This window comes from Agrilactobacillus fermenti (assembly GCF_047943045.1).
In the GTDB taxonomy this organism is placed as follows: Bacteria; Bacillota; Bacilli; order Lactobacillales; family Lactobacillaceae; genus Agrilactobacillus; species Agrilactobacillus fermenti.
Genome location: NZ_CP181347.1, coordinates 1,417,317 through 1,439,096, shown reverse-complemented (window position 1 = coordinate 1,439,096; position 21,780 = coordinate 1,417,317). Strand labels below are relative to the sequence as shown.

The following is a 21,780-nucleotide window of genomic DNA, read 5'->3' as shown; positions in this document are numbered from 1 at the left end:
TTGTTGCCTTTTGGAACACGTTTAAGATACAATCGTTCGTGAAATAATCGGGGCCGTAGACAAAACATTAGTTTTGTCCCGGCCCCCTTTTTGAAAATATTTAGAATGTATTAGAATGTAAATCATAATCCACATATACTTGCATATCATGCAGGATTCACAGATAATGTTTTACGACGTCTTAAATTTATACGTTCGTAAAATGTTTCGTTGAATAAATATATTAATATATAAGGAAGTTGCAAACATGACAATTCAATGGTTCCCCGGCCACATGGCAAAGGCACGTAATCAAGTGCAGGAAAAATTAAAATTAGTAGATATCGTATTGGAAATTGTTGATGCGCGTATCCCGGAAAGTTCCCGAAACCCAATGATGGATGAAATCATAGCAGACAAGCCCAGGTTGTTAGTTTTGAATAAAGCTGATTTGGCCGATAAAAAGCAAACAGCCGCTTGGTTAGACTATTATCAAAAGCATGATTTACCAGCTATTGCCATCGATGCGCAGCACAAGTCCAGGCTGCCACAAATTGAAAAAACAGTGCGACAGATCTTGGCAACAAAAATTACCCGGCAACAAGCAAAGGGCTTAAAAATCGTTAAATTACGCGCCATGTGTATTGGTATTCCTAACGTCGGAAAATCGACAGTTTTGAATCGTTTAGTCCAAAAAAATATTGCCAAGACCGGGAATAAACCTGGAGTGACTAAAAATCAGCAGTGGCTTAAAGTCAGTGATAGTTTTGAAGTACTTGATACGCCAGGGATTCTTTGGCCCAAATTTGAGGATCCTGATACTGGGATGAAATTGGCTTTGTTAGGCTCGATTAAAGATAGTATTTTTCATGCTGACGATGTGGCTTTGTTTGGGTTGGATCTTTTGCGGCAACGTTATCAAGCCCAATTACAGCAAACCTATCATTTGCAGGCAGCTGATTTTGAGCGCGACAATGCTGGCCTATTATTGACACTTACAAAGAAAAATGGGTTTAAAGATGATTATGATCAATTTTCTGAAAAAATGATCAATGATTTACGTAAAGGGCGTTTCGGTGGCGTTACATTGGACGTTATACCGACGCCAACGTCTGAAACTGAGGTGCCAACAGATGATTGACTGGCAGCAGCAATCAGTGCAAGCGATTAAGGCCCATTTAAAAGGGCACACACTAACGCCTGAAGTGCTAAAAATGTTACGCAATGATCCCCGCAAGGGCGTTCAAGCTGCATTGAAGCAATATCAACAGCAGCAAGAGAAAGCAGCTTTGCAATATACCGAATTTCTGAAACGCACGCAATTGGAACAAAGCTTTTGGCGACAAGGTCAAATCGTGGCTGGTATTGACGAAGTTGGTCGAGGGCCATTAGCTGGTCCGGTGGTCACATGTGCGCTTGAGTTAATGCCCAGTTTTGACCTATATGAAGTTAATGATTCTAAACAATTAAGTCATGCTAAAAGACTAGCTTTATATCCTAAGATTTTGGCGCAAGCTAAAAGCGTCCGAATCGGTTATGTAGATAATCAGTTGATTGACCGGCTAAATATTTATGAAGCAACTCGGGTGGCTATGGCCCGGGCGGTATCTCAATTAAAACCACAGCCAGATCATCTATTGGTGGACGCCATGAATGTGCCGGTTGATGTGCCACAGACAAAATTGATTCATGGTGATGCACGCAGTATTAGTATTGCGGCTGCCAGTATTGTGGCCAAAGTCGTTCGTGATGATTTGATGGGTCTATATGGCCGTGTTTACCCAGGTTACGATTTTGAAAAAAACATGGGTTATGGTACCAAAGCACATTTACAAGGTTTGGCACAAAGGGGTGTCACGCCAATTCACCGCCAGTCATTTGAGCCAATCAAATCAATGGTGCGTAATTTAAAACATTAAGAAATGCTGTCTTCGCGTAATTTAATTAAAACGTGGAGGCTCTTTTTTTGACAACAGATTACCTTTTATTACTAAAACTAACAAATTGTTTTACCAATTTGCAACTCTATAAATTACACTTACTAAGTCAGCAATTTTTTAAAAGAAATATGACGTTAAGTGAGATTTCTGAGTGTTTACACTTCAATGTTGCGAAGCAACAATTATTAGCCGCAAAATTAAATGATCCGAAAATCATTGATAGTGTGGCGCAGCATTTGCACCGCCAGGATTTTTTAGCATTGACGGATAGAAATTACCCTCAGCGGTTGAAAGAAATTTATGATCCACCGGTTATTTTGTTTTTCCGCGGCAATTTAGCACAATTACAGCAGCCAACTTTGGGTGTGGTTGGTGCCCGCAATAATTCAGAATATGGGTTGCAAGCACTGCGGCGTTTGCTACGGTCATTGGCATCCCCAATAAATGTTATTTCTGGATTAGCACAGGGTATCGACCGATTGGCGCATGAGACAGCTTTACAATATCATTTCAGTACGACTGGTGTGATCGGTAACGGACTAGATTATTATTATCCTAAACAAAACCAATCGTTGCAGGAAAGAATGGCTAAAGAACAATTATTATTATCGGAATATGATAATTTATGGGCGCCGAAGCGTTACTATTTTCCCCAGCGGAATCGGATTATCGCGGGTTTGAGTCACGCGTTATTAGTGATCGAAGCTAAAGAAAAAAGCGGCAGTTTGATCACAGCCAATTTAGCTTTGGAATTTAATCGTAATGTTTTGGCAGTGCCCGGGAGTATTTTTTCGCCTTTATCCGCTGGTGCTAATGCTTTAATAGCTGCAGGGGCCATTCCCGTACACCAAAGCACCGACATCATATCGCACTTGACCTATTATCCTTAAGCGTGTATCGTGTGGTCCTTGTAAACTATCTTTTTTATTATAGGTAAGATTTGACAAATCAAAATTGAATAGCATATGATGTGTTACGGTTTAGTTACACAGGAGAGAGGAGTTTACCTATGGCTAAAAATTTGGTCATTGTAGAATCACCCTCAAAAGCCAAAACGATAGAAAAATATTTAGGGAAAAATTATAAAGTTGTTGCCAGCCTAGGACATATTCGGGATCTGCCGAAAAGCCAAATGGGTGTTAACATTGAAAATAACTACGAGCCTAAGTATATCTCTATTCGTGGCAAGGGCGATGTTATCAAGGGATTAAAAAAAGAAGCAAAAAAAGCGGATCATGTCTATTTAGCGGCCGATCCAGATCGTGAAGGCGAAGCGATTGCTTGGCATTTATCACACCTATTAGACTTAGATCCTAAAGGCAAAAATCGAGTCGTCTTTAATGAAATTACTAAAGACACTGTTAAAAATGCATTTAAAGAACCACGCAGTATTGATATGAACTTAGTAGATGCGCAGCAAGCTCGGAGAATTTTAGATCGGCTTGTAGGCTATTCGATCAGTCCTATTCTATGGAAGAAAGTTAAAAAAGGCTTAAGTGCTGGTCGAGTCCAGTCAATTGCTTTGAAACTTATTTTAGATCGTGAAAAAGCAATTAAAGACTTTGTACCAGAAGAATATTGGACGATTGATAGTGAATTCAAAAAGGGTCAAAAGAAGTTTAAAGCTGCTTTTTACGGCTTGAAAAATAAGAAAAAAGCTTTACCTAATAATGACACTGTCCAAGAAATTTTAGGACAGATCGATCGAAAAGCGGACTTTGATATTACTAAGGTTTTGCGTAGAGAACGAAAACGTTATCCGGCAGCGCCCTTTACGACGAGTTCGCTGCAGCAAGAAGCTAATCGACGATTAAACTTCAAAACGCGGAAAACAATGATGGTTGCCCAGCAATTATATGAAGGTATCAACTTGGGCGGCCGTCAAGGCACGGTAGGTTTAATTACCTATATGCGGACAGATTCAACGCGGATTTCCACTGTAGCGAAACATGAAGCTTCTCAGTATATTCATGAGGCCTATGGTGAAGCCTATGCGGCGGTGAAAATCCGTAAGACTAAAAATCCTGAAGGGGCACAAGATGCCCATGAAGCGATTCGACCAAGCTCCGTCATGCGGACACCAGAAAGTCTGAAAGATGTATTGAGCAAAGACCAAATGAAATTGTATCGATTAATTTGGTCAAGATTCGTTGCCAGTCAAATGACACCGGCAGTTCTAGATACAATGACTGTAACTATTATGCAAAATGAAGTCACCTTTAGAGCAAATGGGTCAAAAATGAAATTTCCTGGTTTTACAAAGCTATATGTCCAAACAGGAGATGAATCTAAAGACAACGAACTGCCTGATTTAAATGAGGGCGATAAAGTCAAGCTGACCAAAACTGATCCAGCCCAGCATTTTACGCAGCCACCAGCTCGATATAGTGAAGCAAGTCTTGTCAAATCGTTGGAAGAAAATGGTGTTGGGCGGCCATCTACTTATGCACCAACCATTGATACCATACAGCGCCGGTATTACGTGCGTTTGAATGGTAAAAGTTTTGAACCGACAGAATTAGGTGAGATCGTTGATGAATTGATCGAGGACTTTTTCCCTGACATCGTTAACGTTGATTTTACCGCTAAGTTGGAGGATGAACTGGACGAGATCGAGGAAGGCCAGCAACAATGGGTCAAAGTTGTCGACCAGTATTATCAACCGTTTTCTAAAGAAGTTGCACAAGCAGAAGATAAAATTGAAAAAATCCAAATTAAAGATGAACCAGCGGGTTTTGACTGTGATATCTGTGGCGCACCGATGGTGATCAAGATGGGCCGCTATGGTAAATTTTATGCCTGCAGCCGTTTTCCAGATTGTCGGAATACTAAAGCGATTACCAAGGAAATCGGTGTGATTTGTCCTAAATGCCATGAAGGTCAGGTTATTGAACGTAAGTCTAAGAAAAACCGGATTTTTTATGGCTGCTCCCGCTATCCCGATTGTGATTTTGTATCATGGGATAAACCGGTTGGGCGTGATTGTCCAAAATGTGGGCACTTCTTGGTAGATAAGAAAGTTAAAGGTGGGCATCAAGTCCTCTGTCCAAATGGGGATTACGAAGAGCAATTACAAAAATAATCAAATCAGTATCAACAACGAACTAATGTTAGGTGATCTAGCCTAAGGTTAGTTTTTTTACTTAAAAAAGTATATTTGTAATCGCATGCATTCTCTAAATATTTTTGATATGATATAATTTCACGGAGATATATTCATAAAAAAAGAGAGTTAGGCGGGGATTCGTATGACAGCAAAACCTTTTGTGAACGTTATCGGTGCTGGCTTAGCAGGTAGTGAAGCTGCTTGGCAAATTGCGAGCCGTGGCGTTAATGTTAAATTGTATGAAATGCGTCCAGTAACAACGACGCCAGCCCATCATACGGGAAATTTTGCGGAGTTAGTTTGTACCAACTCACTGCGCGCAAATCAAATTAGTAATGCATCCGGTCTATTAAAAGAAGAAATGCGACATTTGAACTCCATTGTGATGCAGTCTGCAGATCATAATAGTGTCCCTGCTGGTGGCGCATTGGCCGTTGATCGAGAGCCTTTTTCACAAGAGATCACAGCTAAATTAAGAAGTTTGCCTAACATTGAGGTTATTAATGAAGAATTAAATGATTTTCCTGAAGGCATCACTGTTGTCGCAACTGGTCCGTTGACTGCAAGTGGTCTAGCCCATAGAATTGAAACGCTAAACGGGTCAGATGGTTTGTACTTTTATGATGCCGCTGCACCAATCTTAGATGGCCAGACGATCGACCGGGACAAAGTTTACTTAAAATCACGTTATGACAAGGGCGAAGCTGCTTATCTAAATTGTCCAATGGATAAAGCCGAGTTTGAAGCTTTCTATGACGCTTTGATCCATGCGGAAGTAGCTGAGAGTCATGACTTTGAAAAAGAAAACTATTTTGAGGGTTGCATGCCGATTGAAGTAATGGCTAAGCGCGGTATTAAAACAATGCTCTTTGGGCCCATGAAACCAGTTGGTCTGGAGGATCCCAAAACTGGTAAGCGGCCATATGCTGTGATTCAATTACGGCAGGATAATGCCGCTGCGAGCCTATATAATATTGTTGGTTTTCAAACCCATCTAAAATGGGGAGAGCAAAAACGTGTTTTCCGAATGATTCCAGGGTTAGAGAACGTTCAAATTGTGCGTTATGGGGTCATGCATCGTAATACTTTTATGAAGTCACCGGAAGTATTACAGCAAAGTTATCAATCTAAAAAACAAGCTGGTCTATTTTTTGCCGGCCAAATGACAGGTGTGGAAGGCTACGTTGAATCAACTGCAAGTGGCTTAGTTGCCGGTATCAATGCTGCTAATTTAGCCCTTGGAAAAGACCTCCAAATTTTTCCAGAAGAAACAATGATGGGGGCAATGGCTTATTATATTACCCATACAGCTGCCAAGCATTTTCAACCCATCAATGCTAACTTTGGTATCATGCCACCACTCGCGCAGAAGATTCGAGATAAAAAGGAACGTAATTTAGCCTTAGCTAACCGTGCATTGGATCATTTGGATGACTTTATTCAAGTACATTTAGATCAGTCAATATCCGTCTGAAGTCCTTTTCATCCCCGCTTAGCTTGTGGTAAGCTTAATTAGACAAGCTGAGGGGGACTTTTTATGTTTGAACTATCTTGGCTGGAAAAATTTGTTGGTTTTCTCCAATTTGAACGCCATTATTCAGATAAAACAATAGCGGCTTATCAGCTGGATATTAAACAATTTATGCAAATTGTAACGATCAATGATCACGCCAAATCATTCAAAAAAATCGATGGTTTAGACGTGACTAGTTATTTAGAAACATTAGATCAGAAACAACTTTCACCAAATAGTATTGCCCGTAAGGTATCTAGCTTGAGAACATTTTATCATTTTCTAAACGAAAACGATTATACTCAGCTGACGCCATTTACAGGCATCATCACAAAAAAGAAGCAAAAACGCTTACCTGAATTCTTTTATCCCAAAGAAATGATGGTATTATTACAGTCTACTCAAGGAGAAACTTTTGCGGACAAGCGTGACCGCGCTTTAATTGAACTGCTTTACGCAACAGGTATGCGTGCGAGTGAATGTGTTCAATTAACTTTACCACAGCTTGATTGGCAGAATCAGATCGTACTCATCCACGGTAAAGGCAATAAGGATCGTTATGTGCCCTTTGGAAGATATGCGAAAGCTGCTTTGCTGACTTATCGAACTGTTAGAGATAGTAAAGTGGCTAATCTTGAAACAACGCATGACTTTGTTTTCATTAATCAACGTGGGCAACCTTTAACGACGCGTGGTTTAGAATATATTTTAGATCAGCGGATCAAACATACCTCGTTGACATCTGGAATCCATCCACACATGATTCGGCATACATTTGCGACACAGATGTTAGAAAATGGTGCAGATATGCGAACGGTTCAAGAGTTGTTAGGACATGCAAGTTTGGCAACGACTCAAATTTATACGCATGTGACAATGACGCATCTACAAAAGGACTACCGTAAATATTTTCCCCGAGCAACGGACTGAATAAAAATTAACGATAATAACGACGGAGGTTCATTATGACAACAATTGTTGCAGTAAGACATGACAATAAGACAGCTATTGCAGGTGATGGTCAAGTAACTATGGCTGAAAAGTTTATTATGAAGGGTACGGCGCAAAAGGTACGGCGAATTTACAATAATCAAGTAATCATTGGATTTGCAGGTGGTGTGGCCGATGCTTTTACGTTGACTGACTGGTTTGAAAAAAAGTTAGAGTCTTATTCTGGAGATTTAAAACGTTCCGCAGTGGAATTGGCACAAGATTGGCGTAAGGATCCCACCTTACAAAAATTAGAAGCTTTGATGATCGCGATGGATAAGGAAAATTTGCTGGTAATTTCTGGTAATGGTGAAGTGATTGACCCTGATGATAATGTTGTGGCTATTGGTTCTGGTGGCAATTTTGCTCAGGCAGCAGCAATTGCAATGAATCATCATGCTAAAGACATGTCTGCTAAAGAAATTGCTATTGAAGCTATTAACATTGCTGCTGATATCGATATTTTTACCAATCATAATGTCATCGCGGATGATTTTGAGGAGTAGTGAAAAAGTTGGACGAATTAAATAAAACACCTAAAGAAATAGTTGCTGAATTAGACCATTACATCGTGGGCCAAAACGAAGCCAAAAAAGCGGTTGCTATTGCCTTATATAATCGTTATCGTCGTATGCAGTTACCAGCGGACATGCAACAAGAGATCACCCCTAAAAATCTTTTAATGATCGGCCCAACCGGTGTTGGTAAAACTGAGATTGCACGTCGTTTGGCTAAAATTGTCAACGCGCCCTTTGTTAAGGTTGAAGCAACCAAATTTACAGAAGTCGGTTATGTCGGCCGAGATGTCGAATCTATGGTCCGTGATTTGGTGGATGTGGCAGTACGTATTGAAGAAGATATTCAGTTCAAAAGAGTTCGTGCCACTGCTGCAGCTGCAGCCGATAAGCGTTTAGTGAAATTACTCGTACCCGGCATTAAAAAAGAACAACGTCAAAACGGCTTTCAAGAAATGATGAATATGTTCAATAACTTGCAATCGGGTAATGAACAAGTGCCGCAAGAACCTGAAGAAGAAGTTACTGATGAGATTCGCGATCAGCGCTTATCCGTTAAAGAACAATTGGACAAGGGATTGTTAGAAGATCGTGATGTTACGATTACCATGGATGAGCCTAAAAAAGTTAGTCCGATGAATGATATGATGGGGCAAATGGGCGTAGATATGGGTGACATGTTGGGCTCAATGATGCCGAAACGTCAAATTCAACGAACATTGCCAGTTAAAGAGGCTCGAGAGATTTTGATTCAGCAAGAGGCTGATAAATTAGTCAATCACGATGATATTTATCAAGATGCGATTGAGCGTGCAGAAGCTTCAGGAATTATTTTTATTGATGAAATCGATAAAATTACTGCTGGACAAAAACAAAGTTCTGGTGAAGTTTCACGTGAAGGTGTCCAACGGGACATTTTGCCAATCGTGGAGGGTTCTCAGATCAGTACGAAATATGGTGCCATCAATACCGATCATATTCTGTTTATTGCTTCTGGCGCTTTTGCGGAATCTAAACCAAGCGATTTAATTGCCGAATTACAGGGCCGTTTCCCAATTCGAGTTGAATTAAATGATTTAACAGAAGCTGACTTTGTCCGAATCTTAACTGAACCAGATAATGCCTTATTAAAACAATATATGGCATTAACAGGCGTAGATGGTGTTAAGTTGACCTTCACCAAAGAAGCTGTTCAAAAAATTGCCGCTACGGCATTTGAAGTCAATCATGGGACGGACAATATTGGGGCACGTCGCTTGGCAACAATTCTTGAAAAACTTCTTGAAGAAGTGTTGTTTGAGGGCCCTGATATGCAAATGGGTGACATTACAATTACTGAAAAGTATGTTGATGATCGAATTGGTGATATTATCAAGAATAAAGATATGACGCGTTATATTCTTTAAAGTAAACGTGTTGTTAATGTTTCGGAGGGGTTTGTATGGTCACGATCGAAAATGATTTCATTCGTGCTGAGGTTAGTGAACACGGTGCGGAATTACAGAGTTTATGGAATAAAACAGCAGAGATAGAACATCTATGGCAAGGTGACCCTAAAATATGGGGCCGAAAAGCGCCAGTGCTTTTTCCAATTGTTGGTAAGTTAAAAGATGATCAGTATACTTATCAAGGACAAACTTATCATATGACACAGCATGGCTTTGCCCGCGATCAAGATTTTGAAATTGTTGCTAAATCTGATACAGAAATCATTTTTGAATTACGTGATAATGCTGAAACTCGAAAAATGTATCCATTTGCTTTTAAACTAACGATCCGCTATGCACTGATCAACAACTTATTGAAGGTACGCTATCGGGTTGAGAACCCGAGCGATGATGCTTTACTGTATTATTCAGTTGGTGGTCATCCCGGGTTTAAAGTCCCTTTTATAGCCGATACTAAATTTACGGATTATTTTTTGAATTTTTCACCTCGTAAATCTCGAATTCGAGTACCATTAGGTGCTTCTGGTTTGATCGATTTTTCAGCACGTACCTTGGCTGCGACGGATGCTGATATTGCTTTATCGCATGATTTATTCAAAGATGATGCGCTAATTTATGAATTATTGGGCAAGGGAGATACTTTCCGGATTAAAACGGAGCAATCCGAGCATTATTTGGAGTTGATGGTTAACGAGGGCCCCTATGTTGGTGTGTGGTCAGCGTACCCTACGCAAGGTGATTTTGTTTGTATTGAACCTTGGTGGGGCATTGCTGACGGCGTGAATAGTGATGGCGATTTGACGCATAAAGTTGGGATTCGAAAATTAACACCGCACGAGCACTATACTGCTCGTTATCGCATTGCTTTATTTTGAAAATAATTAGAATGATATAAATAAAGAAGCTGATAAGTTTAAGGTAGCCACACCTTAGATCAGCTTCTTTATTTTGATATGCTTTATTCAAGTCAAGGTTCACTATGACGTTTTCTTAATAGGTAAACTAGACCAAAGGGGACAATGCTTTCGTTACCATTTTTGATTCGAATGATGTTAGCTCGATGCCGATAAATCAATAAAGCGGCTAATAAAGCAAGAAAGCCGGTCATTAGATAGTCTTTAAACAATAATGACGTTAATACAACAAAAACCGAGCCCACAATACTAGCAACAGAAACCATGCTGCTAAGCAAAACAATAATTAAAAAAATTAAAATAGCGATCAAAAAGAATTTGGGATTATAGCCTAATAAAACGCCAGCGCTTGTTGCCACAGCCTTACCACCGCTAAATCTCAAGTAAATAGAGTAGCAATGGCCAATAACTGCTAAAATGCCGGAGATCAGTAACAAATAATGTGCGTGGTAGCCGCCGAAAATAGGCAATAATGTACCCAGAGTGCCTTTTAAAATATCCAGTATTAAAACAATTGTGCCGGGTATTTTACCTAGTACGCGAAAAGTATTAGTTGTACCAATATTTCCGCTGCCATACTGGCGAATATCCTTTTGATAGAAAAGTTTACCGATTATCACACCCGATGGGATTGAACCTAACAAATATGATAGAATAAACAACAGTGCAATTTTCATCGTTACCTCCTAGTGTTCTGCTATATTGTAGCATGTACTTTTCTGAAAATAAATTTAGACTTGAATTTTTAAAGATATTTACGTAAGCTATTAATGTTACGGGAATATATGTTCCCTTTTTGAGAAGGAGTAGAATTTAATGGCTCAGAGCAATGAATATAATGATAAATCCATTCAGGTCTTAGAAGGCCTTGAAGCTGTCCGCAAACGGCCCGGGATGTATATTGGATCGACAGATGTCCGCGGCCTACACCACTTGGTTTATGAGATCGTTGATAACTCAGTTGATGAAGCTCTCGCCGGTTTTGGTAATGAGATCAACGTAACGATTCATAAGGATGGTAGTTTGACAGTCCAAGATTTCGGCCGCGGTATGCCGACGGGAATGCACAAATCTGGTGTACCCACCATCGAAGTGATTTTAACGGTTTTACATGCGGGTGGTAAATTTACGCAAAATACTTACAAAACTTCTGGTGGATTACATGGTGTTGGGGCTTCTGTTGTCAATGCTTTATCTGAATGGCTGACGGTTCGCGTAGTGCGTGATAAACAGGCTTTTGAAGAACGTTTTGAAAATGGCGGCCATCCAGTCGGAACATTGAAAAAATTAGGTAAAGTTAATGCACCTAATGGGACAACTATTACATTTAAACCAGATGCTGAAATTTTTACAACAACTAACTTTAGCTTTGATACGTTATCGGAACGCTTACGAGAATCTGCTTTTCTTTTAAAGGGTGTAAAGATCACACTTACGGATGAACGCACTGATAAGGCTGAAGTCTATCACTACGAAGATGGTATTAAAGCTTTTGTAAATTATCTAAATGAAGATAAAGATACTCTTGGAAAAGTTTTTTACTTTGAAGGCCAAAAAGATGGCATGGAAATTGAATTCGCCGGCCAATATAATGATGGTTATTCAGAAAATATTATCTCTTTCGTGAATAACGTTCGGACCGGTGACGGCGGCACTCATGAAGCCGGGATGAAATCGGGTCTGACGAAGGCATTTAACGATTATGCTCGTAAAGTTAATTTACTTAAAGAGCGCGACAAAAATTTAGAAGGCTCGGATGTTCGTGAAGGTCTATCAGGTGTTTTGTCAATTAGGATTCCCGAAGAAATCTTACAATTTGAAGGTCAAACAAAGGGTAAGCTAGGTACACCACAAGCTCGGACGGCAACGGACACGATCATTTCCGAACAAATGAGCTATTATTTGATGGAGAACGGTGATTTCGGCCAAATGCTCGTCAAAAAAGCCATTAAAGCTCGAGATGCACGTGAAGCAGCCCGTAAAGCGCGGGAAGAGAGCCGAAATGGGAAACGCCGAAAAAAGGGTGAGAGTCTCTTATCAGGTAAGTTAACGCCAGCCCAGTCCAAAGATGCGAGTCGTAATGAATTATATCTAGTGGAGGGTGATTCTGCCGGTGGTTCGGCTAAGTCTGGCCGCGATCGTAAATTTCAGGCAATTTTACCTTTACGTGGGAAAGTCTTGAATACCCAAAAAGCAAAGCTTGCTGATATTTTAAATAATGAAGAAATCAATACAATGATCCATACCGTCGGAGCTGGGGTTGGTCCTGAATTCACATTGGCAGACGCTAATTACGACAAGATCATTATTATGACTGATGCAGATACAGACGGTGCTCACATTCAAATTTTGCTATTAACATTCTTTTATCGCTATATGCGACCGCTTATCGAGGATGGTCGTGTTTATATTGCTTTACCACCATTGTACAAATTACAAAAGGGACAAGGACATAAGACTAAAATTGTTTATGCGTGGACAGATGAAGAGTTAGAACATGAGATCAAGCAAATGGGGCGTGGCTACAGTCTGCAACGATTCAAAGGTTTGGGTGAAATGAATGCCGACCAGCTTTGGGACACCACAATGAACCCTGAGTCACGAACATTGATTCGAGTTAAAATTAATGATGCTCAATTAGCAGAGCGTCGTGTGACCACATTAATGGGTGATAAAGTGGCACCTCGACGGCGATGGATCGAAGACAATGTTCGCTTTTCTCTGGAAGAAGATGGCAGTATCTTGGATCATAATGTCGCCGCTGAGACAGAAGTCAATCGGCATGCAGATAATGAACATTTATTGGAACAATTAGATCAACAAAAGAAGTGAGTGAAATAGTTGGCTAAAGCAGCACAAAAAATTCAAGAATTATCTTTAGAAGAAGTTATGGGCGATCGATTTGGACGCTATTCAAAATATATTATTCAAGAACGTGCCTTACCAGATATTCGAGATGGCTTAAAACCAGTTCAACGGCGAATTCTTTATGCCATGTATTTGGACGGCAACACCTCTGATAAACCATTTCGGAAATCAGCTAAATCCGTGGGTAATATTATGGGTAATTTTCATCCCCATGGAGATAGTTCAATTTATGATGCGATGGTTCGGTTAAGCCAGAATTGGAAATTGCGCGAACCATTAATTGAAATGCACGGTAATAATGGTTCGATGGACGGTGATCCACCAGCTGCCATGCGTTATACCGAAGCAAGGTTAAGTAAGATTTCAGCTGAATTATTACGGGATATTGATAAAGATACCGTTGACATGGTCTTGAACTTTGACGACACAGAACAAGAACCAACGGTATTACCGGCTCGTTTTCCCAATTTGTTAGTTAATGGTGCTACGGGTATTTCGGCAGGTTATGCCACTGAAATACCCCCCCATAACTTGGGAGAAGTTATTGATGCAATGGTCTATTTAGTTGACCATCCTGCAGCGACTTTAGATGACTTGATGCAGTTTATCAAAGGCCCAGATTTTCCAACGGGTGGTATTTTACAAGGTTTAGCTGGTATTAAAGAAGCCTATCAAACTGGTCGAGGCAAGGCAGTGTTGCGAGCTAAAACCAATATTGAACCCTTGCGTGGACATAAAGCTCAAATTGTGATCACTGAGATTCCATATGAAGTCAATAAAGCCCAATTAGTTAAACGCATTGATGAGATGCGTTTGCTTAAAAAAGTCGATGGCATTGCTGAAGTTCGTGATGAAAGTGACCGAATGGGCCTATCTATTGTGATCGAATTAAAAAAAGATGCTGATGCCAAAGGTATTTTGAATTATCTGTATAAGAATACTGATTTACAAATTACTTACAATTTTAACGTTGTCGCCATTGCTGATATGCGTCCAAAGCAAGTTGGGTTAGTTGAAATTTTACAGAGCTATTTAGCGCATCAACAAGATGTGGTGACTAGACGGACCAAATTTAATTTAAAGAAAGCCCAAGATCGACAGCACATTGTTGAAGGTTTGATCAAGGCCTTATCAATCCTAGATCAAGTGATTCAAGTTATTCGTAGCAGTAAAAATAAGAAAGATGCTAAATTAAACTTGATTCATCAATTCCAATTTACTGAAAAACAAGCGGAAGCAATTGTGATCTTGCAGTTATACCGCTTAACTAATACGGATGTCACTGAATTGCGTCAAGAAAATGAGGCACTTTCTAAGTCAATCAATGACTATCAAGAGATTTTACAGAATCCTAAAGTATTAGCCAAATTGATTAAAAAAGAGGCATTAGCCGTCAAAAAAGCTTATGCTTCGCCACGGCTAACAACGATTCAAAAAGAAATCGAAACAATAAAGATCAGTACACGCGTCGTTGTTGCCGATGAAGAGGTTCGAGTAGCGGTTACCAAAGATGGGTATTATAAACGTAGCAGTATTCGCTCATTTCAGGCTTCTAAGGGTGGCAAAGATGCTAAAGATAATGGCGTGCGTGAGGGTGACTACTTCGTTTTAAATACGACTGCGCGGACCTTGCAGCACCTATTTATGTTTACCAATAAGGGTAATCTTATTTATCGACCGATTCATGAGATCACCGAGGTTCGCTGGAAAGAAGTGGGCGAGCACGTTTCTCAGAGTGTGGGATTAGATGTGGATGAAGTGATTATAGCTGCCAAAGTTATCAATACTTTAAAAGAGCCACTCAACTTTATTTTTGCGACAAAATTGGGACAAATTAAGCAAGTCACTTTAGCAAATTTGCAGCCAAATCGAACGTATAAATCGAAGCCGCAGATGGCTGTCAAACTTAAAGATATCCAAGATGAAGTTTTATTAGTAGCTCAAATAGACGCTATTGACGTTTTACACACTGATGTTGTTGTCGCAACCTATAAAGGCTATGGTCTACGATATCCTTTGTCAGAGGTACCAGAAGTTGGGGCTAAAGCTGCTGGTGTTAAAGCAGTGGACTTGAAAGACGATGACTTTGTGGCTGCTTACACACTAGTATTTGACCCTCAAGACGATTTAGGCGTGTTAACCCAGCGGGGTGCTTACAAACAAATGCACCTATCAGAGTTGCCGGTATCCAATCGCGCACGTCGAGGGTTGTTGATTTTACATGAACTCAAGCGAAATCCACACCGGATATTCCGAATTTTTACTGAACCAAAACAGAGTGGGCAGCAAATTGAAAAAATCGTCTTAACAACAGACACACAAACAGAAGTGACTATTGATCCGAAAAAACATAGTTTTGGTGATCGTTACTCTAATGGGTCATTCATTTTAGATACCGAGACACAAGGCGTACCAGCGCATATAGATATTCAGTATAATTTATTGGAAACAGAGTCAGCAGATAAAGATAGTAAATAAAATAATATAAGGTGTTATTAAAATAAAACTAGCGAAGACATCAAGATTACTAGGTTAAATTCGACCGGGTAGTTATTGATGTTTTTTGTTGTGTATAATAATTGGAGGGAATTTAATGCTATAAAGAAATTTATTTTGAATATAACTGTGAAAAACAGAACAAAGACGACTTATTTTTTATTCTGTTATAGTAAAAGAGTAACGAAGTGTCTTCTGTATTAACACAGAAGACATGCGCTAGATTAGTTGCTTACAATTAAATGATAGCGATAGTTAATTTGGTGTTTTAGTTGATTTAACAGTCTTTTACAAGAAAGCGCTATAAATATTTATGCAAAAGCAAAGAAAGGGCTTGCAAAGAACTTGTGATGTGTTATACTTTAATCGTTAAAGCTGTTCCTTGTGAATATGTTGCTGTTTATGATTCCACAAAATGGAGGGTATCAAAATATGAAACAATTAGAAAAAAACGAAATCAAGAACTACTGGGAAGGGTTTAATGGTGGCGACTGGCAAGATGAGATCAATGTCCGCGATTTTATCCAACAGAACTTGAATCAATATGATGGTGATGAATCATTCTTAGCTGGTCCAACTGAAGCAACAACTGAGTTGAATGATCAATTATTAGCGCTCAAGAAAAAAGAACGGGAAGTGGGCGGTGTACTCGATGCTGACAATAATGTGGTTAGCACGATTACCTCTCATGGCCCTGGCTATTTAAATAAAGACTTAGAAAAAATTGTTGGTTTACAAACTGACAAACCTTTAAAACGTGCCTTTATGCCTTTTGGTGGTATTCGGATGGCCGAAGATGCTTTAAAGGCTTATGGTTTTAAGACCGATCCAGAAATGCATAAAATCTTCACCGAAGATCGTAAAACACATAACCAAGGTGTTTTCGATGCTTACACACCAGCAATGCGTAAAGCACGTCATTATAAGATTGTTACTGGTTTACCTGATGCTTATGGTCGTGGCCGGATCGTATCTGACTTTCCGCGTATCGCGATTTATGGGATCGACCGTTTAATGGCTGAAAAAGCTAACGATTTTGCCCACATTGGTGACGGTGAGATGACTGATGATGTGATCCAATTGCGGGAAGAAGTTCAAGAACAATATCGAGCTTTGAACGAAATGAAAGAAATGGCTGCTGCTTACGGCTATGATATTTCACGGCCAGCTGCCAATGCACAAGAAGCCATTCAATGGATCTATTTTGGTTACTTAGCTGCTATTAAGACGCAAAATGGTGCGGCTATGTCTGTTGGTCGGATCGATACGGTGATCGATGCTTATATTCAAAGAGATATGGATCGTGGTATTTTAACCGAGGAACAAGCTCAAGAATTAGTTGATCACTTTACAATGAAATTGCGGATGGTTCGTTTCATCAGAACAACAGAATACAATGATTTATTCTCTGGTGATCCAATTTGGGCAACATTGTCTATGGCTGGTATCGGTATGGATGGTCGCCATCATGTGACACGGACAGCCTTCCGCTTCTTAAAGACGTTAGATAATATGGGTGCCGCACCAGAACCAAATATCACATTATTGTGGTCAGATCGGTTGCCAGAAGGCTTCAAGCGCTATGCCACAGAAGTATCTATCAAGAGCTCGACGATTCAATATGAAAATGACGAATTGATGCGTAATCAATGGGGTACAGACTACTATGGCATTGCCTGCTGTGTTTCAGCACAACCTATCGCTGATGGGGTTCAGTACTTCGGGGCACGGGCAAATTTGGCAAAAACCGTTCTTTATGCCATTAATGGTGGTAAAGACGAAATTGCAGATGCTCAGGTTGGCCCTGCTTATGAACCAATTACGTCAGAATACATTGATTATGATGAATTTATCAGTAAATTCGACAAGATGATGGACTGGTTAGCCGATGTTTATGTCAATGCGTTGAATACCATTCATTATATGCATGACAAATACTATTATGAATCAGCTCAATTAGCACTTAAGGATACTCGCCTAGATCGTACCTTTGCTACAGGTATTTCTGGTTTATCTCATGCTGTTGACTCAATTTCTGCTATTAAGTACGGTAAAGTTAAAGTTATTCGTGACGAAAATGGCGTTGCTGTCGACTTCAAAGCTGAAGGCGACTTCCCACGTTATGGGAACAACGATGACCGCGCTGACGATATTGCAAAATGGTTAGTTAAGACATTCTACAGCAAGATGAATCAACATCATCTCTATCGTGGGTCTAAGTTATCTACGTCAGTTTTGACCATTACTTCTAACGTTGTTTATGGTAAAAACACTGGGACAACACCTAATGGTCGTCAAGCCGGTGAACCATTCTCTCCTGGTGCGAATCCTGCTTATGGTGCTGAAAAGAACGGCGCTTTGGCATCACTACTTTCAACCGCTAAAATTCCTTATAAATATGCCACTGATGGTATTTCTAATACATTTGGTGTCACACCAAACACATTAGGTCACGACGATGAAGATCGTAAAGATGCTTTGGTAAACATGGTTGATGGTTATATGGAAAATAATGGGATGCATTTGAACATTAATGTCTTTAACCGCGACACTTTGATTGATGCTCAAAAACACCCAGAAGAATATCCAACATTAACCGTTCGTGTTTCTGGCTACTGTGTCTACTTTGCTGATTTAACTAAGGAACAACAAGATGACGTTATTTCTAGAACATTCTTCGAATCTATGTAATTAGCAGCATAAAATTAGTTTGAGAGGGCGGATAAGGGGACTTATCCGCTTTCTACTAAAACAGATGACACTCGTTTGAATTCAGCCAAGTCGTCTGCTTTAGTAGGAAGCCTCATTAAGGAGGAAATTAAGATGTTAGCTGAAAAAGATATTCAAATGACAACTGATAAAGCACAACCGGTTTTAGGCTATGTACATTCTATCGAAACATTTGGCTCTGTTGATGGACCTGGTGTTCGTTTCGTGGCCTTCTTACAGGGCTGTCGAATGCGTTGTCAATTTTGTCATAACCCAGATACTTGGAATATTGGCGTTGGGACTGAATGGACGGCCGATGATCTGTTGAAAGAGGCTATGAAGTATAAGGCTTTTTGGGGTAAAAAAGGGGGTATTACTGTATCCGGTGGTGAATCTTTGCTTCAAATCGACTTCATTTTGGATTTATTTAAAAAGGCGAAAGCATTAGGCGTCAATACTTGTCTAGATACTTGTGGCCAGCCATTTTCTTATAAAGAACCTTTCTTTAGTAAGTTTCAAGAATTAATGCAATACACCGATGTTTCTTTAGTTGATATTAAGCATATTAATGCTGCAGAACACAAAAAATTGACAGGTTGGACTAATGAAAATATTTTGGGTATGATTCAATACATGTCAGATAACGGTTATCATATGTGGATACGGCACGTACTTTTACCAGAACGAACGGACTATGATGACTATTTGCGGCAATTAGGTGCTTATATTAAAACAATTAAGACAGTCGATAAAGTTGAAGTGTTACCTTACCACACAATGGGTGTTAGTAAATATCAAAATTTGGGGATTCATTATCCCTTAGAAGGCATCGAACCACCAACGGCTGAGCGTGTTGCCAATGCGGAGAAATTATTAGATACTAAAGCTTACACTGGTTATAAAGTTCGTTGATTGAGTTTGATATATTGAAAAATTATAAAGTTATAAAAAAGAACAACGAATAGGTTGCTCTTTTTTATTGATTTCATTATGATTAGATTATCGAGTAAATAGACAACAAAATTTAATTCTGCTTGATAATGATTGACTGTTAGCCGTCTTCTTGAAGGGAGTTTACCGTTTTGAAAAGTAAGCAAGAAAGTATTTTTTCTTCTAAAACTTTAACTTATTTTTTGCAACTTGCAGAAACTATGAATTATACGCAAGCAGCACAAATTCTAGGTATTACACAACCAGCACTGACACAACAGATTAAAAAGCTAGAACGTACTGTAGGCGCCCCATTATTTTATTCTGTTGGCAAGAAATTACATTTATCCGAGGCAGGCAAGACGATGCTGGCAGCAACACATCAAATTTATGACGTGTTGAATGATGCTGCAGATGCGATTCAACAGACGACAACTGCAACGAATGGCAAAATCAGTATTGGCTTTTTGTCTTCTATGGAGAGCTCTGTTTTTGAAGACTTTATTATTCATTATATTAAACAAAATCCTAATATTGAAATTTCATTTAGGTTAATGACACGTAAAGAGATCTGGGATTCGTTGGAGAATAATTTAGTGGATCTAGCTGTGATGTACCTGCCAGATGACTCTATAAAAAACTGGAAGCCTTATGCGACTAAGAAAATCATTGAAGAGCAACTGCTTTTTGTGCATAACAATCCAGACATTAGCAGCCGACAAAAAACTGTTCATTATCAAGATACCTTGGATAAGCAATGGGTCACTTATCCAGACGATTACTATCTATCACACATTGTTGCTGAAGCTTACAAGAATGAATTAGTGGACCGACCACGTAGTGCCGCACAATTTACCACACCATTTCAGTTGATGAAATTTAGTCAGGCAATTGATGTGAATACTGCTTTGCCAGATAGTTTCTTTAAAGCACACCGTTCTGAGTTTGAAAAGTCAGCACTGCCATTTGAACCGCCAATTACTTTCCAGATGCAGTTTGTTTTTCGAAAAGATAAAACTGCTATTCCTAGAATTCAACAATTCTTCAAGGAATGGGATAATTATTTTAGTGAAAGTGACTATTATACTCGCTTGCAAGGGCGTTAAGTCTTATAATGGTAGTTGTGAATGACAAAGGTATAAAGGAGCGTTTTCATGGTAAAGCAATTAATTTTTGGACATCAAAATCCAGATACTGATGCAATTGTAGCAGCAATTTCATACAGCTATTTCCAAAATCAATTAGGTTATGATACGGAAGCTGTTGCATTAGGAGAACCTAATGACGAAACTAAATATGTTTTAGCACATTTTGATCAAAAGGCCCCTCGAGTAGTTTCTAAAGTGAGTTCAGAAGTAGATCAGGTCATGTTGGTAGACCATAATGAACCACAACAAAGTGCAGTTGATATTGCGGATGTGAAAGTAACTCATGTTGTTGATCATCATCGAATCGATGATTTTAATACTACAGATCCCTTATATTATCGGGCTGAACCAATGGGGTGCACGAGCACGATCTTATGGAAAATGTACGCCGAACAAAAAGTTAAGATCCCAGCCAAAATTGCTGGTTTAATGGTTTCAGCAATCATTTCTGATACATTGCTGTTAAAATCGCCAACAACAATGCCTGATGACAAGAAAGCTATTGAGGACTTGGCTAAACTAGCTGGTATGGACGACTATGAGCATTATGGTTTGGAGATGCTGAAGGCAGGGACTGATTTAAGCAAAAAATCGGCTGAAGAGCTTGTTGATTTGGATGCTAAAAGCTTTGATATGAATGGTCACCAAGTACGTGTTGCTCAAGTGAATACGGTAGATATCAAAGATGTTTTAACGCGTGAGGCTGAACTACGCCAAGCTATGACTACAGAAAGCATGAACAAAGGTTATGATCTTTTTATTTTGTTGATCACGAACATTTTGAATAGTGACTCTGAATTATTGGCTATTGGTGATGAGACTAATAAAGCTGTGGTTGCCAAAGCATTTAAAACACAGTTACAAGATGACAAAGCTAGTCTACCAGGTGTGGTTTCACGGAAAAAACAAGTTGTCCCACCGTTAACTGAAGCTTTTAACTAAGTATTTTGATTTAGAATCTTAATAAGTATCCTAAAAGCATTTATTCGTTTTTAGGATACTTATTTTTTTACCAAAATTAATGTTATTATTGTTAACAATTGTTTTTGAAATTAATTCTAGATTAGAGAAATAAAAGGCTTTTAGAAGAAATTGAAAAATTTACGCGTCACTTTTTATCTAAACAATCGGAACTGATTGTTGAAAGTACCAGTTCAAATAATGGCATGTAATGTTTACTAACATATTATTTAAAAACAACTTGACAAATGTTAAAAAGATGTG

General features: G+C 39.3%; 16 protein-coding genes. 15 read left to right on the top strand and 1 reads right to left on the bottom strand.

The window, feature by feature from the left end; translation table 11 throughout:
* The first annotated feature begins 247 nt into the window (after positions 1 to 247).
* From ylqF to ACNAN0_RS07005, 9 genes are all read left to right on the top strand, one after another.
* Entirely contained in the window at positions 248 to 1,120 is an 873-nt protein-coding gene (gene ylqF / locus ACNAN0_RS07045; protein ID WP_230913780.1) for a ribosome biogenesis GTPase YlqF, read from the top strand.
* Complete coding sequence (locus ACNAN0_RS07040) at positions 1,113 to 1,898, top strand: ribonuclease HII (RefSeq protein WP_230913781.1); 786 nt, start codon at positions 1,113 to 1,115, stop codon at positions 1,896 to 1,898. Before ylqF ends, ACNAN0_RS07040 begins: the two co-directional genes overlap by 8 nt.
* 47 nt (positions 1,899 to 1,945) lie before the next feature.
* Positions 1,946 to 2,809, top strand: a complete 864-nt coding sequence (dprA, locus tag ACNAN0_RS07035) for a DNA-processing protein DprA (RefSeq protein ID WP_230913782.1) — start codon at positions 1,946 to 1,948, stop codon at positions 2,807 to 2,809.
* A gap of 119 nt (positions 2,810 to 2,928) precedes the next feature.
* Positions 2,929 to 5,001: a type I DNA topoisomerase gene (gene topA / locus ACNAN0_RS07030; RefSeq protein ID WP_416352963.1), complete on the top strand. Its 2,073-nt coding sequence runs from the start codon at positions 2,929 to 2,931 to the stop codon at positions 4,999 to 5,001.
* 166 nt (positions 5,002 to 5,167) lie between these two features.
* Complete coding sequence (gene trmFO, locus ACNAN0_RS07025; RefSeq protein ID WP_230913784.1) at positions 5,168 to 6,499, top strand: methylenetetrahydrofolate--tRNA-(uracil(54)-C(5))-methyltransferase (FADH(2)-oxidizing) TrmFO; 1,332 nt, start codon at positions 5,168 to 5,170, stop codon at positions 6,497 to 6,499.
* 63 nt (positions 6,500 to 6,562) lie between these two features.
* Positions 6,563 to 7,468, top strand: a complete 906-nt coding sequence (locus ACNAN0_RS07020; RefSeq protein ID WP_230913785.1) for a tyrosine recombinase XerC — start codon at positions 6,563 to 6,565, stop codon at positions 7,466 to 7,468.
* Positions 7,469 to 7,503: 35 nt separating this feature from the next.
* Positions 7,504 to 8,034 carry an ATP-dependent protease subunit HslV gene (gene hslV, locus ACNAN0_RS07015; protein WP_230913786.1) on the top strand — a complete coding sequence of 177 codons (531 nt, stop codon included), beginning with the start codon at positions 7,504 to 7,506 and terminating at the stop codon, positions 8,032 to 8,034.
* An 8-nt stretch (positions 8,035 to 8,042) separates the two neighbouring features.
* A complete protein-coding gene (hslU, locus tag ACNAN0_RS07010) occupies positions 8,043 to 9,449 on the top strand; it encodes an ATP-dependent protease ATPase subunit HslU (protein ID WP_230913787.1) in 1,407 nt (468 codons plus the stop codon).
* Between the two features lie 35 nt (positions 9,450 to 9,484).
* On the top strand, positions 9,485 to 10,366 hold the full coding sequence (locus ACNAN0_RS07005) for an aldose 1-epimerase family protein (protein ID WP_230913788.1): 882 nt from the start codon (positions 9,485 to 9,487) through the stop codon (positions 10,364 to 10,366).
* Positions 10,367 to 10,458: 92 nt separating this feature from the next.
* On the opposite strand, the gene plsY is transcribed toward ACNAN0_RS07005, so the two are convergent.
* Positions 10,459 to 11,082, bottom strand: coding sequence for a glycerol-3-phosphate 1-O-acyltransferase PlsY (gene plsY / locus ACNAN0_RS07000; protein WP_230913789.1), 624 nt, complete (start codon positions 11,080 to 11,082; stop codon positions 10,459 to 10,461).
* 139 nt (positions 11,083 to 11,221) lie between these two features.
* On the opposite strand from plsY, the gene parE reads away from it, so the two are divergent.
* The 6 genes from parE (at position 11,222) to ACNAN0_RS06970 (ending at position 21,498) form a co-directional block, all read left to right on the top strand.
* Positions 11,222 to 13,237 carry a DNA topoisomerase IV subunit B gene (gene parE / locus ACNAN0_RS06995; protein ID WP_230913790.1) on the top strand — a complete coding sequence of 672 codons (2,016 nt, stop codon included), beginning with the start codon at positions 11,222 to 11,224 and terminating at the stop codon, positions 13,235 to 13,237.
* A gap of 9 nt (positions 13,238 to 13,246) precedes the next feature.
* The gene (gene parC, locus ACNAN0_RS06990; RefSeq protein WP_269073902.1) at positions 13,247 to 15,751 is read left to right on the top strand and encodes a DNA topoisomerase IV subunit A; all 2,505 of its coding nucleotides are present in this window, start codon (positions 13,247 to 13,249) and stop codon (positions 15,749 to 15,751) included.
* Positions 15,752 to 16,201: 450 nt separating this feature from the next.
* The gene (pflB, locus tag ACNAN0_RS06985) at positions 16,202 to 18,460 is read left to right on the top strand and encodes a formate C-acetyltransferase (RefSeq protein WP_416352962.1); all 2,259 of its coding nucleotides are present in this window, start codon (positions 16,202 to 16,204) and stop codon (positions 18,458 to 18,460) included.
* A 132-nt stretch (positions 18,461 to 18,592) separates the two neighbouring features.
* Entirely contained in the window at positions 18,593 to 19,390 is a 798-nt protein-coding gene (pflA, locus tag ACNAN0_RS06980) for a pyruvate formate-lyase-activating protein (RefSeq protein ID WP_416352961.1), read from the top strand.
* Between the two features lie 170 nt (positions 19,391 to 19,560).
* A complete protein-coding gene (locus ACNAN0_RS06975) occupies positions 19,561 to 20,514 on the top strand; it encodes a LysR family transcriptional regulator (RefSeq protein WP_230913793.1) in 954 nt (317 codons plus the stop codon).
* Positions 20,515 to 20,562: 48 nt separating this feature from the next.
* Entirely contained in the window at positions 20,563 to 21,498 is a 936-nt protein-coding gene (locus tag ACNAN0_RS06970) for a manganese-dependent inorganic pyrophosphatase (RefSeq protein ID WP_230913794.1), read from the top strand.
* Positions 21,499 to 21,780 lie beyond the last annotated feature (282 nt).

Coding starts and splice junctions, on each gene's coding strand:
- ACNAN0_RS06970 (WP_230913794.1), top strand. CDS start 20,563: ATGGTAAAGCAATTAATTTTTGGACATCAAAATCCAGATACTGATGCA.
- plsY (WP_230913789.1), bottom strand. CDS start 11,082: ATGAAAATTGCACTGTTGTTTATTCTATCATATTTGTTAGGTTCAATC.
- ACNAN0_RS07020 (WP_230913785.1), top strand. CDS start 6,563: ATGTTTGAACTATCTTGGCTGGAAAAATTTGTTGGTTTTCTCCAATTT.
- ACNAN0_RS07005 (WP_230913788.1), top strand. CDS start 9,485: ATGGTCACGATCGAAAATGATTTCATTCGTGCTGAGGTTAGTGAACAC.
- trmFO (WP_230913784.1), top strand. CDS start 5,168: ATGACAGCAAAACCTTTTGTGAACGTTATCGGTGCTGGCTTAGCAGGT.
- pflB (WP_416352962.1), top strand. CDS start 16,202: ATGAAACAATTAGAAAAAAACGAAATCAAGAACTACTGGGAAGGGTTT.
- ylqF (WP_230913780.1), top strand. CDS start 248: ATGACAATTCAATGGTTCCCCGGCCACATGGCAAAGGCACGTAATCAA.
- topA (WP_416352963.1), top strand. CDS start 2,929: ATGGCTAAAAATTTGGTCATTGTAGAATCACCCTCAAAAGCCAAAACG.
- hslV (WP_230913786.1), top strand. CDS start 7,504: ATGACAACAATTGTTGCAGTAAGACATGACAATAAGACAGCTATTGCA.
- parE (WP_230913790.1), top strand. CDS start 11,222: ATGGCTCAGAGCAATGAATATAATGATAAATCCATTCAGGTCTTAGAA.
- pflA (WP_416352961.1), top strand. CDS start 18,593: ATGTTAGCTGAAAAAGATATTCAAATGACAACTGATAAAGCACAACCG.
- ACNAN0_RS07040 (WP_230913781.1), top strand. CDS start 1,113: ATGATTGACTGGCAGCAGCAATCAGTGCAAGCGATTAAGGCCCATTTA.